The 13088-nt window shown below is 70.1% G+C and carries 16 protein-coding genes and 1 pseudogene; 6 read left to right on the top strand and 11 right to left on the bottom strand.

Annotation, left to right across the window (positions count from 1 at the left end; genetic code table 11):
• Positions 1–99: 99 nt before the first annotated feature.
• Positions 100–372, top strand: a complete 273-nt coding sequence (locus tag ACFPLC_RS46150; RefSeq protein ID WP_378207854.1) for a GlsB/YeaQ/YmgE family stress response membrane protein — start codon at positions 100–102, stop codon at positions 370–372.
• Positions 373–611: 239 nt separating this feature from the next.
• Here ACFPLC_RS46150 and ACFPLC_RS46145 read toward each other — a convergent pair.
• The 5 genes and pseudogenes from ACFPLC_RS46145 to ACFPLC_RS46125 all read right to left on the bottom strand — a co-directional run.
• A pseudogene (locus tag ACFPLC_RS46145) lies at positions 612–728 on the bottom strand (cation diffusion facilitator family transporter); the annotation flags it as partial.
• Positions 729–922: 194 nt separating this feature from the next.
• On the bottom strand, positions 923–1093 hold the full coding sequence (locus ACFPLC_RS46140) for a hypothetical protein (RefSeq protein ID WP_378207852.1): 171 nt from the start codon (positions 1091–1093) through the stop codon (positions 923–925).
• A gap of 17 nt (positions 1094–1110) precedes the next feature.
• On the bottom strand, positions 1111–2121 hold the full coding sequence (locus ACFPLC_RS46135) for a hemolysin family protein (RefSeq protein WP_378207849.1): 1011 nt from the start codon (positions 2119–2121) through the stop codon (positions 1111–1113).
• Between the two features lie 73 nt (positions 2122–2194).
• Complete coding sequence (locus tag ACFPLC_RS46130) at positions 2195–3517, bottom strand: hemolysin family protein (protein WP_378236226.1); 1323 nt, start codon at positions 3515–3517, stop codon at positions 2195–2197.
• Between the two features lie 209 nt (positions 3518–3726).
• A protein-coding gene (locus ACFPLC_RS46125; RefSeq protein WP_378235683.1) for an IS5 family transposase occupies positions 3727–4556 on the bottom strand; the annotation gives its coding sequence in 2 pieces (ribosomal slippage) (positions 3727–4202 and positions 4202–4556; 831 coding nt in all).
• A 106-nt stretch (positions 4557–4662) separates the two neighbouring features.
• Here ACFPLC_RS46125 and ACFPLC_RS46120 point away from each other — a divergent pair.
• On the top strand, positions 4663–5871 hold the full coding sequence (locus ACFPLC_RS46120) for an MFS transporter (RefSeq protein WP_378201455.1): 1209 nt from the start codon (positions 4663–4665) through the stop codon (positions 5869–5871).
• On the opposite strand, the gene ACFPLC_RS46115 is transcribed toward ACFPLC_RS46120, so the two are convergent.
• A complete protein-coding gene (locus tag ACFPLC_RS46115; RefSeq protein ID WP_378201458.1) occupies positions 5832–6254 on the bottom strand; it encodes a chromate resistance protein ChrB domain-containing protein in 423 nt (140 codons plus the stop codon). The two genes, ACFPLC_RS46120 and ACFPLC_RS46115, sit on opposite strands and share 40 nt — an antisense overlap.
• A complete protein-coding gene (locus tag ACFPLC_RS46110) occupies positions 6251–6733 on the bottom strand; it encodes a Chromate resistance protein ChrB (protein ID WP_378201461.1) in 483 nt (160 codons plus the stop codon). Before ACFPLC_RS46110 ends, ACFPLC_RS46115 begins: the two co-directional genes overlap by 4 nt.
• A gap of 54 nt (positions 6734–6787) precedes the next feature.
• Between ACFPLC_RS46110 and ACFPLC_RS46105 the strand changes: the two genes are divergently transcribed.
• On the top strand, positions 6788–6919 hold the full coding sequence (locus ACFPLC_RS46105; RefSeq protein WP_378236225.1) for a hypothetical protein: 132 nt from the start codon (positions 6788–6790) through the stop codon (positions 6917–6919).
• A 128-nt stretch (positions 6920–7047) separates the two neighbouring features.
• On the top strand, positions 7048–7191 hold the full coding sequence (locus ACFPLC_RS46100) for a hypothetical protein (protein WP_378201464.1): 144 nt from the start codon (positions 7048–7050) through the stop codon (positions 7189–7191).
• A gap of 12 nt (positions 7192–7203) precedes the next feature.
• On the opposite strand, the gene ACFPLC_RS46095 is transcribed toward ACFPLC_RS46100, so the two are convergent.
• The 3 genes from ACFPLC_RS46095 to ACFPLC_RS46085 all read right to left on the bottom strand — a co-directional run bounded on the left by ACFPLC_RS46095 (position 7204) and on the right by ACFPLC_RS46085 (position 11124).
• Positions 7204–8208 carry a WxL protein peptidoglycan domain-containing protein gene (locus ACFPLC_RS46095; protein ID WP_378201467.1) on the bottom strand — a complete coding sequence of 335 codons (1005 nt, stop codon included), beginning with the start codon at positions 8206–8208 and terminating at the stop codon, positions 7204–7206.
• Between the two features lie 59 nt (positions 8209–8267).
• The gene (locus tag ACFPLC_RS46090) at positions 8268–9809 is read right to left on the bottom strand and encodes a purple acid phosphatase family protein (RefSeq protein WP_378201470.1); all 1542 of its coding nucleotides are present in this window, start codon (positions 9807–9809) and stop codon (positions 8268–8270) included.
• 124 nt (positions 9810–9933) lie between these two features.
• The gene (locus ACFPLC_RS46085) at positions 9934–11124 is read right to left on the bottom strand and encodes a HupE/UreJ family protein (protein WP_378201472.1); all 1191 of its coding nucleotides are present in this window, start codon (positions 11122–11124) and stop codon (positions 9934–9936) included.
• Between the two features lie 158 nt (positions 11125–11282).
• Here ACFPLC_RS46085 and ACFPLC_RS46080 point away from each other — a divergent pair, with 158 nt between their 5' ends.
• Positions 11283–11936, top strand: coding sequence for a type 1 periplasmic-binding domain-containing protein (locus tag ACFPLC_RS46080; protein WP_378201474.1), 654 nt, complete (start codon positions 11283–11285; stop codon positions 11934–11936).
• Between the two features lie 19 nt (positions 11937–11955).
• Here the strand turns inward: ACFPLC_RS46080 and ACFPLC_RS46075 are convergent, their stop codons facing one another.
• Positions 11956–12240, bottom strand: a complete 285-nt coding sequence (locus ACFPLC_RS46075) for a hypothetical protein (protein WP_378201477.1) — start codon at positions 12238–12240, stop codon at positions 11956–11958.
• 219 nt (positions 12241–12459) lie between these two features.
• Here ACFPLC_RS46075 and ACFPLC_RS46070 point away from each other — a divergent pair, with 219 nt between their 5' ends.
• The gene (locus ACFPLC_RS46070; RefSeq protein ID WP_378201480.1) at positions 12460–12876 is read left to right on the top strand and encodes a hypothetical protein; all 417 of its coding nucleotides are present in this window, start codon (positions 12460–12462) and stop codon (positions 12874–12876) included.
• Positions 12877–13088 lie beyond the last annotated feature (212 nt).

The following is a 13088-nucleotide window of genomic DNA, read 5'->3' as shown; positions in this document are numbered from 1 at the left end:
GCTTGTAGTAGCCCGCGTCACTGATCGCTGCCGGTTGGCGCCCGTGCGCTGCTCTTCGTATCGTGAGTCTGTACGCCCGATCGACCACAAGGGGAAGCGATGCTCTGGACCATCCTCGGCTGGATCCTGTTCGGCCTGATCGCCGGTTTCATCGCGCGAGCCCTGGTGCCGGGCAAGGACGACATCGGCCTGCTGCGGACGATCGTGCTGGGCATCGTCGGCTCGGTCGTGGGCGGCTTCCTGTTCGGCCTGCTCACCGTGGGCATCCGTGGCTTCCAGCCGGCCGGGTGGATCGGATCGGTCATCGGTGCGGTCATCGTCCTGGTCATCTACAACAAGGTGACCGGACGCAAGACCCGCCCGCGCGCCTGACCTTCGAAGACTCCAGGGCGCCTGTTCATCTGATTCGCTGGTCATACAACGAAAGTCGGGATTGGCCGTTCAGCCGGTGAAAAGAGCGATGCCGGCCAGGTAGGCTGAGAACGCTGGGAAATCGAGGTCCTGGCAAGGGAAATGGACAGCGGTCCGCCGGCGCCGTTCAAGATCGCTCACGGGACGGGCTTTGCCGGGTTCGGCCCGGCGGACCGTCTCATCCGTCACCCAGCAGCGGGTAGGACGCCGGGGATCGCCCGTGCGGTACGTTCGGTAAGGTCGACGGTGACCGGGCCGACGGCGTCCATCAGGCGCCGGAAGACTTCCTTGGCGGCGTCGCGCAGGGCGAACAGAATCGTCGGTGGCACGTCTGGCGAAGCTGAGGTTGGCCAGCTGGCCAAGGTCCGCCGCGAAGGCATACTCCGCTACGGACGACCACGTCCCGCTCGCGCAGGCACTGCACCACGCCGACCACGTCGTTCGCAGAAGGCCAAGCCGGCGACCACGCCCAGGCGCACCGGCCGCGCTCGCGGGAGCCGCCCGGTAGAAGTCAGATCCGGATCAGCCGTTCATCCTTCCGCTCCTGCGGCTTCGGCCGGAGCGGGCGGCTCGTACCGCCCACGGCCGCGGCCAGCAGGACAAGTCCCAGCCAGCCGGCGACCGGGGCCAGCCCGCTCGTGATGCCGACAACGCAGAGAACGGCCCATACGACACCCCTCATGGAACCGAGGTTACGGGTCATCTGGGGCTGCCCGTTCCCGGCAGAACCCGTTCGAGCAGGTCCTGCATGGTGACCAGGCCGGTCACCCGGCCTTCGTCCCGGACCAGGGCGAAATGGCCTCGGCTCTCCCGCATCGCGTTCAGCGCGCTGTAGACCGGGGTCTCCCCGGCGAGGAACAACGCCGGGCGGACGACCTCGGTGACCGGCGTTCCCGGCGGCCGGGCGAGGGTGTCGCGCACGTGGACCACGCCGACGGCGTCGGTTCCGTCCCACACGACCAGGCGCAGGTGCCCGCTGTCGCGCGCTGTCGCCTGGACCCGCTCGACGTCGGCGTCCGCCGGGACACCGACGACCTCGCCGATCGGCCGTGCGACCTCGCTCAACGTCTGCGTGTGGAGTTCAAGCGCCGTCGCGAGGTGGCCTCGGCGACCGGCGTCGAGTGCACCGGCCTCGGCGGAGTGGTCCACCAGCTGGCGGAGGTCTTCGGGCGTGCGCCCGGTGGCCATCTCGTCGACCGGCTCGACGCCGACCTTGCGCAGGCACCAGTTCGCCATGTTGTTGAGGACGACCAGCGCGGGCCGGGTCAGCCACAGGAAGCCGCGCATGGGCAGGGCGAGCAGGGTCGCCGACCGTTCCGGGTGCGCGATCGCCCACGACTTCGGCGCCATCTCGCCGACCACGAGGTGCACGAACGTCACCACGGCCAGCGCCAGGACGAACGCGAGCACGTCCGCGGTGCCCAGCGGCAACCCCCAGCCGTGCAGCAGCGGCGTCAGCAGGTCGTGGACGGTCGGTTTGGCGATCGCACCCAGCGCGAGGGTGCACAACGTGATCCCGAGCTGGGAGCCGGCGAGCAGCAGCGAAAGCTCGCGGGTGCTCTTCACCGCGGCCCGGGCCGCCGCGCTGGTGGCTTCGGCTTCTTCGAGCCGGTAGCGGCGGGCGGCGACGAGGGCGAACTCGATGGCGACGAAGAACGCGCTCAGCGCGACGATGCCGAGGGAGATCAGGAGGGCGGAGGTCACGCTCATGCGCACACCTCGCTGACGCTCGGTGCGCCCTGAGCGGGACGCGCAGTGTTGAATGATTCGCTCGCAGGCTCGCTCATGCGGTCACCTCGCGGACGATCCGGACGGTCGCGGGCACGTGCCGCTCGACCTCGGTCACGGTCACCACCAGCCGGTCACCGTCCGGTGTGGACACGGAGACGGTGTCCCCGCGGTCGGGCAGCCGGCCGAGCTCGGTGATGACCAGCCCGGCGATCGTCTCGTAGTCCCCGCGGGGCAGGTCGAGCTCCAGCAGGCGCTCGGCCTCGTCGATGTGCAGTTCGCCCGGCACGGTCCAGCTGCCGTCGGCCGCCGGGTGCGGTTCGTCGGCGACGACCAGGTCGTGTTCGTCGCCGATCTCGCCGATCAGCTCTTCCCCGATGTCCTCGACGGTGACGACGCCGGCCAGGCCGCCGTATTCGTCGACGACGCAGGCGAGCTGCTCGTCGGCGTCGCGCAGCTGCGTCAGCACTGCCGGAAGGGGCAGCGACGCGGGAACGAGCACGGCGGGCTTGGCGAGGTCGGCCGCGGTCTTCGAACGTCGCTCCGGCTCGTCGAGCCGCAGGACGTCCCGCAGGTCGATCACGCCGAGGACGTCGTCGACGTCCTCGCCGACGACGGGGTAGCGGCTGTGCCCGGTCGCCATCATGGTCACGACGTCGGCCAAGGGCAGCCCGCCCGAGACGGTCGCGACTCGCGGTCGCGGGATCATGGCGTGTTCGGCGGTGCGCTCGTGCAGGTCGAGCGCCCGGTCGAGCAGAGTCGACAGCTCGGCGGGCAGGTGCCCGGTCTCGCGGGACTCCGCGACGATGTGCTCGAGGTCCCGGGCCGTGGCGGCGTGTTCGACGTCGTGCACCGGCTCGATCTTCAGCCATCGCAGCAGGACGTTGGACGCCTTGTCGAACAGTGTGATCAGCCAGCCCAGCGCGCCGAGGTAGAGCCGCGTCGACCACGCGAGGCGGCGGGCCAGCGGTTCCGGGCGGGCGATGGCGAGGTTCTTCGGGAACAGCTCGCCGAACACCATCTGCACGATCGTGGAGAACCCCAGGGCGATCACCGTGCCGACGGCGAGGCCGGCCGCCGGGGCCAGACCAATCCCGGCCAGCAGCTCCCCGATGCCGCCGCCGATGAGCGGCTCGGCGACGTAACCGACGAGCAGGCCGGTGACGGTGATGCCGAGCTGGGCGCCGGACAGCATGAAGGAGGTGCGGCGGGTGATGTCGAGGGCTCGTTTCGCGCCGGCGTCTCCGGCCGCCGCGCCGGCTTGGAGCCGGGACCGGTCGATGGCCATGTAGGCGAATTCCTGGGCGACGAAGTAGCCGGTCGCGGCGGTGAGGGCGAGCACGACGGCCACGCCGAGCAGGATGTTGAGCACCGTCATCGCCGGTTCACCGCCCTCGGTCGTGCGTGCGTCGGACGGGCGTGACCGGCAGGGCCGGTATCTCGGGACGGGTCCATGATCCTCTCGTCGGCTCGGGGTGGTCCGTTATGCCGGGAACGCGCCGGAGCGGTCGCGAGTTCCCTGGCGGCTGCGGTGGTCATATTAAAACGCTCCGACGATTCACGGAAATCGGAGCTTTAGAACTTGTCTCATGTGGTGAGTTTGCGGAGTTTCTTGTAACAGATGAGGCTGGCTCCGAGGAGGAGGAAGGCGAGGAAGTGTTCGGCTTTGCGTTCGTAGCGCAACGTGAGGCGGCGGTATCCGGTGAGCCAGGCCACGGTTCGTTCGATCACCCAGCGGTGCCGGCCGAGTTTGTCCTTGGCTTCGATGCCTTTGCGGGCGATGCGGACCTTGATGCCGCGGTCGCGGACCCAGCGGCGCAGGCCGGGCTGGTCGTAGGCCTTGTCGGCGTGGAGCTTGGCCGGCTTGCGCCGGCGCGGGCCACGGCGTGATTTGATCGCCGGGATCGCCATCACCAGCGGTTTGAGCGCGGCCGAGTCGTGCGTGTTCGCGGCGGAGACCGCGACGGCCAGCGGCAGTCCGGCGCGGTCGGACAGGGCGTGAATCTTCGAACCGGGCTTGCCGCGATCCACCGGGCTCGGACCGGTCAAAGATCCCCCCTTTTGGCCCGCACGCAGGCACCGTCCACGATCGCCCGGCTCCAGTCGATGAGGCCCTGGCTGCCGAGCTCGTCCAGCAGCGCGTGATGCAAGCGCCGCCACAGCCCGGCTTTCGTCCACTGACTGAAGCGGCGGTGCGCGGTCTGAAACGGCACCCCGAACGACGGCGGCAGATCCCGCCACGCACAACCGCTGGTCAGCACGTACACGATCGCCGTGAACACCGCACGAGCATCCACCGGCGCCGTGCCACCACCCTGCGGACGCGGCGCGAACACCGGAATCAACGGCTCCACCAACGCCCACAGCTCATCCGGCACCAACCGCAACGACAACCGATCAACCACAGCAAAGATCATCGCTCACCAGCGACCGATCACCACGTAAGACACGCTCTTAATCAACCGGGTTCGGCTTGCTATCGTTTAGTCACGAGGGAATCCGGCAACCGTGGGGGAGTTTGTCGTGCGCGCTTTCGTTGTGGTGAAACAACATCCGGCGTTCCGCCGGTTCTGGCTTGGCATGCTGATCTCGCGCACCGGCGACGTCGTGACCGTGGTCGCGATTTCCTGGCTGGTGCTGGAGATGGCGGGGCCCGCGGAACTCGGGCTGGTCTTGGTGTGCCAGGGGCTTCCCCGGGTGGTGGCCGGGCCGATCGCCGGTCGCTTGCTGGACCGGATGCCGCCGCGGTTGCTGCTGGGCTGGGACAACGCTGTCCGCGGTGTCCTCATCGGACTCGTCCCGGTGCTGTGGTTGCTCGACGGGCTCAGCGTCGTGGTCCTCTGTGTCCTTTCTGCCGGTGCCGCAACGACGTCGACGCTGACGGAGGTCGCCGAGAGCGCTGTCGTGCCCCGGCTGGTCCCGGCGTCCGAACTGGACGCCGCGAACACAGCGCTGGCCACCAACTGGGAGGCCGCCGCGGTCCTCGGACCGCCGCTGGCCGGCGCGCTCGTCGCGGCGGCTACGGCGCCCGTAGCGCTGGTCGTCGACGTCGTGAGCTTCTTCGTGATGAGTGCGTTGTGCTTCGCGCTGCCGGACATAGAGCGGGCGCCGGCCGACCGCGTACGGCCGGGTCTCGGTGCCATCCTGCGCCTGCCGGCCGTGCTCTGGACTTCGGTGGCGACCTGCGGGTTCCTCTTCCTCGGCGGGATGACCGAGGTCTTGTACCCAGTGCTGAGCAGGGAAGTCCTGCACACCGGTCCGGTCGGCTATGGGCTGCTGGTCGGTGCGGCGGGTGCCGGCGGCCTGGCCGGGGTCGTCTTCGGTACGCCGCTCGTGACGCGGCTGCCGCCGAGCCGGCGCATCCCGGCCGTCGTCATCGCCGGTGCGGTGCCCTTCGCCTTGTTGTCGATCACGGGCGCGCTGGCGCCGGCGCTCGTGCTGGTCGCGGCGGCCGGCGCGTGTTGGGCACCGTACTTCGCGATCGAGCGCACCCTGGTGCAGCGCCTCACCCCGCAAGCGGTCCGCGGCAGCGTGATGGGCGCCCGGGCAGCGATCTCGGCCCTCGGGTTCCCGGCCGGAAGCGCGGCGGCGGGGACGCTGAGCGCGGGCCTCGGCCCGGGTTCCGTGGTGGTGGCGGCGACGGCGGGATACCTGCTGGTGGCCGCCACGGTGTTCACGGCGGTGCGTCGCAGTCAGGCCGGTTCGCGGCCGAGGAACCCGGCGCGGTGGTAGTACTCGTAGAGCCCGTCGAAGAGAGGTTTCGTGACGGCGAGGGTGTGTTCGTCGTCGCCGATCATGGAGAGGCCGCGGAGGATGACGTCGAGGCCGGGAGCGTCGTAGCGTTCGTCGTCGATGTCGGCTTCGTGGATGATTTCGGCGATGCGCCACAGGACCGGGTCGGTGAGGTCGTGGCGGCGGAGGATGGTTTCGAAGCTGCAGTCGCCGCCGTGGTGGCCGAGTTCGACGCCGCGCATATCGAACGGCGTGGCGTCCGAGGGGACGTCGGCGGGGTCGGTGACGAAGACGAATTCGGCGTCCGGGTCGAGGGTGCGGCGGATCAGCCAGGCGCAGGCGGCTCGGTCGATGTGGATGCCGGCGCGGGTGGCCCACTTCATGCGGTCTCCTCGGATGCGTGGTCGGGGTGCAGGGCGGTGACGGCTCGCTCGGCCGCTGCGCGTTGCGGTGGGGGGAAGTAGTCGCGGCGGTGGATGCGGCGGAGTTCGGCGCGCAGCTTGCGCATGATCCGAAGCCGTTCCGGTTCGGCTGCTGCCGTGGCCTGTTCGGCTTCGGCGAGCACGGCGGTGTATTCCGCGGTGCGGGCGTCGGCCATCGCCTGGACGACCTCGCGTTCCTGGCCCACGGCGGCCGGGTGGGCGAGCCACACCATGGCGGATCCGCCGGCGTCGACGATGTCCTCGGCGATCCAGTCCAGGTGCTCGCGGGTGCGGGCGTCGGCGGGGAGGGCGACCAGGCCGTCGCCGAGCTGGGCGACCCCGAGGCGCTTGAGCTTGCGCCAGACCGCGATCCGCGGAGTCGAGGGCTCTCGAGGTATCCGGTAGGACAGCAGGACCCACTCGCCCGGCTGGGCCCTCATGATCGCCGCCTCCGAGCAGCACATCGGTACGCCACCTGCGCACTGTAACCTCGGTTGCTTCGAGCTGGCGGGAAGGCGGTGCCGGTGAGCCTGTCCACGCGGTCGCGTTGGCTGCTGGCGGCTGTGGTCTCTGCCATGGTCGCGCTGCTGGTGACCACGCGCGGCGGTGACGGCCGGCCGGAGTAGCTCGACCAGATGGACGCCTCGGTGGCGCCGCCCATCCCGATCAGCGTGGTGTCCGGTATGGACAGTCGACGGATGCGGTCGGGCAAGGTGACCGGGGGATCCAGTCGTCACTCATCAGGACCAGTGCGATGGAGCAGTTTCCGCTCACCGCCAACGGCAAAGTGGACCGCGCCGCCCTGACGTCAAGCCCTGCCCAAGCCAATGGCAACAACACCTCACCCGACGGTGAGATTCAGGTATGGACCAGCCTCTTCAGCGACAGCAAGAGTTGATCTCTCGAGTGATTACCTGGACGTATTGGCGGTTTCCCGGGTGCCGGCTTCTCGGTTTTCAGTGCCGGTATGGCGGCCGGCCCGGCGACGGCGACGCCGGATCACGAGGGCCACGACGACCAGACCAATGAGGATGACGGTCAGCAGTGTCCACGGGACTGCCCACGAGTGTGTCGTGGTGTCGGCGGTGGCCAGGGGCGCGATCGAACCCGCCGCGTCGGTGAGCAGCGGGATCAGGGTGACCGTCGCGGCCATGTACAGCGCGGGCGTCACGCCGTGGACTGGCGTGGTCACCTGCCACGTTTCGCCGGGAAGCAGCTGTGGTGAGTCCGGCAGGGGCTGTGCCTGGACCCGCCAGCTCCCGAACGGCCCGGACACCGCAGCGGTCTGGCGGGCGGTGACGATGGCGTTGCCGGTGTTGCGGATCGTGTAGGTGAGCGTGGCGTCGCCGGTTCCGAGCGGGTTCGCGGTCCCGGAGTAGCGCGCGTCCAGGTTTTCGACCGACAGGCCCGGGCGCAGGTCGCCGCCGACGCGCAACCGGATCCGGAGGCCGACGCGGCGCTCGACGTCGCCTTGGGTCAGCGAGGTCAGGATGCCGCCCAGGTGGTCACCGGCCTTCGCGTCGGCGGGAACCATTACGGTGAACGGGACTTCGGTCGCCTGTCCGGATTGAACTGTGACGTGGTCCGTGCTCGGGTGGACCCAGGCGCCGACGTCGGTCGACGGCTTGGTCTTCGCGAGGAGGTCGAGCTGCCCGGTTCCGGTGGTGAAGGCGTCCGCGCCGTAGACGGCCAGCTCGAGCGGGCTCGTGCCGTGGTTGGCGATCGTCAAGCCGTCGGTGATTTGTTCGCCCGCGTCGGCGGTGTAGCTGAAGTTCTCGCGATCGGCGCCGAAGTCGTTGGCCGCCGTGGTGACCGTCCACGGCACCCCGTCCTGGGCGGCCACGGGTCCGGCGGTGACTCCGGCGAAGGCGGCCGCGGCCAGGAGGCTCGCGACGGCACGGGCGATGGGGTGCATGGGTTGTCCAAGTGGGGAGTGGTCCGCGGGGCGAGGCCGCCCCGCGGACCGTGAGCGGATCAGTTCAGCGTGGTGATGGTGCGCCCGGGGCCGGTGGCGGGCTGCTCGAGCCAGCACGGCTTGCCCGGCTCGGGGGACCCGCCGCCGCCGTGGCCGCGGTAGGGGTGGATGACGACCTTGTCGACCGTGGAGCCGACGGGCTGGGCGGGGGTGGCGCCGCTGTTCGGACCGCACCAGGAGACCTTGCCGAGCTCGACCGCCGCGTTCGGCGCGGCGCAGGTGCCGCTGCGGAGGTTCTGGACGACGAGCTTGTCGTCCCGGACGCCGACCTTGACGTAGGTGCGGACGTGCTCCTGGTTCTCGACCGAGTTGGCCCAGTGGTTGTCCGGGTTCAGCGGGTCCGGACCGTAGTTCGGGTCCTGGCTGGTGTCCGGGTCGGTGAGGTCGTAGTACTTGGAGCCGGACGCGGAGTTCGCCGTCACGTAGATGACGCCGCCGGGGCCCTGGGTGACCTGGGTGGCGCCGGGCTGCTCGGCCGGGTTGGCCTTCTTGCCGTTCTTGATCACGTAGCTGCGGGAGTAGCTGTGGTCGTGGCCCTGCAGGACCAGGTCGACGCCGAGGTTCGAGAACGCGGTCGGGAAGTCCTGGCGGCGCTTCTGGTTGTCGGCGTCGTTGGCGTGGTCGGCGGGCGAGTAGATCGAGTGGTGGTAGACCAGCACGGTGTACTTCGCCTTGCGGCCTTCCTTCTTGACGACGTCGGTGACGTAGCCGATGTGGGCTTCGTCGGCACCGGTGGCGTAGGCGTTGCTGTTGAGGTCGATGAACAGCACGCCCTTGTACATGTACCAGTAGTCGCCGCCGGAACGGGTGCTCGGGTCACCGTTGTAGTACGCCGACGAGCGGTCGGTGTTCGGCGTCCAGAAGTGCTGCTCGTAGGCCTTTCCGCCGACGTCGTGGTTGCCGATGGTGGCGGCCCACGGGTACTGGCGCAGCTTGTCGGGCGAGAGGAAGGCGTCCCACTGTGTCTCGGTGTTCGCGGTTTCGACCTGGTCGCCGCCGGAGACGAGCAGCTCGGCGTTCGGGTTCGCGCCGAGCGCGACGTTCAGGGTGTCGGCCCAGCCGGCCGCGTCCTTGGCCACGTTGCCCGACGAGCCGATCTGCGGGTCGCCGAAGAACAGGAAGTCGAAGTCGCCGCGGAAGTCCTGGGTCTTGAAGGTGTAGACCGGCGACCAGGTGCCGCCGGAGCCGACCCGGTAGGAGTAGGCGGTGTGCTGGCGGAGTCCGTCGAGGGTGGCGTGGGCGTTGAAGCCGCCGTTGACGCTGTTCGCGGTGACGGTGGCCGGGAAGGTCTGGGCGTTCTTCGGGAACTGGCCGTGCTTGACGTGGTCGGCCGGGGCGACCTGCACGACCTGCGCCGCGTTCGAGGAGGAGTACCAGCTCACGACGCGCTGGGACTCCTTGGCGCCGACACCGAGGACGATGCCGGACAGCGTGCCGGGCACGTCGGCGGCGGCCGCGGTGACCGGGCCGGTGCCGAACGCCACGGCGACGCCCAGTGCCGCCGCGGTGAAGCCGCGGGCGATCGATCTGGAGTACTTCATCGGGTTGGTTCCGTTTCGGGTCAGAGGAGAGAGGATTGACCGGCTCAGAGCGTTGACGCCGCCGGTGTGGCGCACGTGAACGAGGAGGGGCCGCCAGGTTGCGCACGCCCGAAGACCTGGCCGGTCACCCACCGGCCACGCGCTGGACGAACCAGGTCAGGCCGGCCACGGACACGCCGGCGGCGATCGCCCCGGTCGCCCAGCGCGGCGCGACCGCGGACCGGCGCCGCAGGAGGGCCAGCAGCGGGAAGATCAGCGCGATGATCGCCAGCTGCACGACCTCGATCCCGAGGTTGAACACGAGCAGCGACCAGAGCAACGTCCACGACCATGCGGCGTCGATGCCCAGCGCGGAGGCGAACCCCAGCCCGTGGGCCAGGCCGAAGCAGAACACCACGCCGAGGCGGGTCCAGCCGGCTCGGTCCAGGCTGAAGTGGCCGTCGTCGGTGAGCTCGGGTGATCCGCGCCAGAGCCGCCACAGCGGCCAGGCGGCGACGACCGCGATCGAGAGCGCGATGAGCGGCTCGATGATTTCGGCCGGGACGTGCACCAGGCCGAGCGCGGCCAGGACGAACGTGACCGAGTGGGCGAGCGTGAACGTCGTCGCCGCGAGCACGATTTCGCGCAGCCGGCGGGAGCCCGCGATGAGGGCCACCAGGAACAGGATGTGGTCGAGCCCGGTGAGCAGGTGTTCCGCGCCGAGCCGGAAGAAGTCCCAGAACCTCGTGGTCCAGGCCTGCTGGGTGGAGACCGACGGCTGCTGCGTGTCGAGCGCGGCGCTGCCCGAGGTCAGGTCGAGGGCGTAGGTGACGATCGTCTTGGTGTCGCGGACGTAGCCTTCGGAGTCCGCGAAGAGCGTGCTCGACGCTTCGTGGCTTTCGGCGGCCGGGCACGCGTAGTCGAGGACCAGCCGGGCGTAGGGCACGCCTTCGCGTTGCTCGATGGCGAAGCCGCCGTCCTGGGCCGGGGTGCAGGCCTGCCCCTCGGCGGTGACGCGGAACCGGTCGGTCACATACCTGACCACCGAAGGGGCGTGGGAGTGCAGCGCGACGGCCTGCGCGGCCGTGTCCCGTGCCTGGAACGCGGCGTCGCCCTGCCGGAACAGCGGGTCGTCGTGTTCGTAGTCGGCGGCCGACACGATGAGCAGGTCGTACTCGAGGCCCAGCGTGGCACGCACGTGTCCCCGCCCGGGAGACGTCAGGTCGGCGTAGACGGTGGACGAAAAGCCGTGCGCGAGAGCGGGTACGCCGCTCAGCACCACGGCGACGGCCGCGAACACGGCGACGGCGAAGGCCTGGACGAGACGGCGGCGCATGCGTTCCTCTTTCCGGTCGTCCCGCAGACTGCTGGCGGCAGGCGAACGCCCGGCAGCCGCCAGGCGAACACCGGGAGACCGGATGCCGACAGACGTCGCACGACGCCGGTCGTCGGGTAGGAAGGGGGCGGCTTTCCCTTCCCGAGAGGACGATCAGCTTGCGCACTCGCATCGCCGGCACGCTGGCCGCGCTCGCCGTCCTGGCCGGCGGGTGTGGCTCCGCCGACGACTGGTCCGCGCCGCACCCGAAGCCCGGCCCGGTCGGCGCCCTCGGCCCCGGGTTCGTCACCGCCTCGCCCACGCCCGAAGCGACGATCACGCCGAGCCCGGGCTCCTGGGACGGCGTCCGGCCGTCGCCGGGCTACCGCGTGGTGCTGCTCACTGCGGAGGACGACGCGCCGACCCGGACCCTCGTGGCCGCGGTGACCGACTGGGCCCGGCAGGAGGACGTCAGCGTCAAGACCGTCGAGGCGAAGGACCCCGACCGGTACACCGAGAGCATCAGCGAAGCCGTGAAGCTGGCGCCGGACTTGATCATCTGCACCGGCAAGGACCTCGTCGACGCGCTCGCCCTGGTCACGGCCAGCCACCTCGACCGGCAGTTCCTCGTGCTCGGCGCCGAGCTGGCCGAACCGACGGCGAACGTCACGGCGGCCAACTGGCCGGGAGCGTCCTTCCGCGGCGAAGGCCTCGGCACGTCGACGGGCTACGACCCGGCGTCGTTCACCCCGGCCCGCGCGGCGGCCGCGGTCCGGGCCGGCGTCGCGAGCGTGCTCAGCGGCTTGACCGGCATCGTGATCCGGCTCGGCTAGCGGCTCGCCGCGGGTGCGATCAGTTGCCCGCGTCGAGTTCGGTCACCCACCGGTATGCCGTCGCGCAGGCGTCGGCTTCGGGGCCACGGCGGTGTCCGACGACGTCGCTGCCGGACCACAGCATCAGTGCGACGGTTCCGGGCTGGACGGGAGTCAGCCCGATGAGCCGCCGCTGCCCGTTCCGTTCGACGACACGTTCGGCGGTGAGCCACTGCCCGGTCGTCTCGGTGGTGGTGACCACCCAGCCCGGGTCCGCGGCGAGCTCCGCCACTGACCGCGGCGCTTCAGCGTGTTTGTCGTGCACGCACGTCAGACTTCCACAACCCCCGTGTTGGGGTGATCTGCAAGTGAACGATGAGTGAATTTATCGTAGGCTTTGTTCGGCTGCGCGTCGTTGGCCTCGGTGTTCGACACGTGCCGGGCCGGTTGGCGCAACACCCTGCGTGCCGCCGGTGGCACCTCAGTGTGGACATGATCCACTACGGTGCGTCGAACCTGGGGGCCGCGCCCGCAGGGAGCCGTCATGCCGACCCTCACCACCGTGGCCGACTGGACGATCACCGCGTCCGGCGACACCGCAAGATTTGCGCACGCGTCCGCGGGCGGCTACTGGGCGCCGCGGGTGTGGAGCGGGCGTGGGCTCGCGATCGCCGGCGCAGACCTCGCCGACCTCGAAAATGCACTCGGTGAGGTGCTGAAGCTGCCCGTCTACTGGCTGGCGCGCGCTCGGCGGGAAGACAGCGGCGCCGGGGACGCGGCGGTCTGGTCGGAGCCTCGGTATGACCCGGAGGACGAGTTCGTCTACATCACCGGTCCCTGCCGGACCGACGAGCCCGCGCCGGGGTACCGGCCAGCCTCGGCGTTCGTCGTCGACCTGGTCCACCTACGGGGATTGCGGATCCGGATCGCCGCGTACCGAGCGGCGTCAGCCGGCCGTTGAGGCGGGTGGCCGCCGGGTTCCTCGTCGTGCATCGAGCCGCTCTGCGTCCACGATGTTCGCCTCGGAAGCTCTCCTGGGCATGGCGACGTGCCAGTTGGCCCGAAGCCTATCCAGGTAGTTCTCATCGAAGTCGGATGTAATCGGGCAAAACGGGTACCAGTCGGTCATGGCAGAGGGCCGAGTGGCGATGTTCGCGCCGTCTCCGCAGCTGA

Origin of the sequence: Amycolatopsis plumensis, from assembly GCF_042652605.1 — a bacterium.
Taxonomy (GTDB): domain Bacteria; phylum Actinomycetota; class Actinomycetes; order Mycobacteriales; family Pseudonocardiaceae; genus Amycolatopsis; species Amycolatopsis plumensis.
The sequence above is the reverse complement of the archived record's forward strand: the minus strand, read 5'-3'. Positions and strand labels throughout refer to the sequence as shown.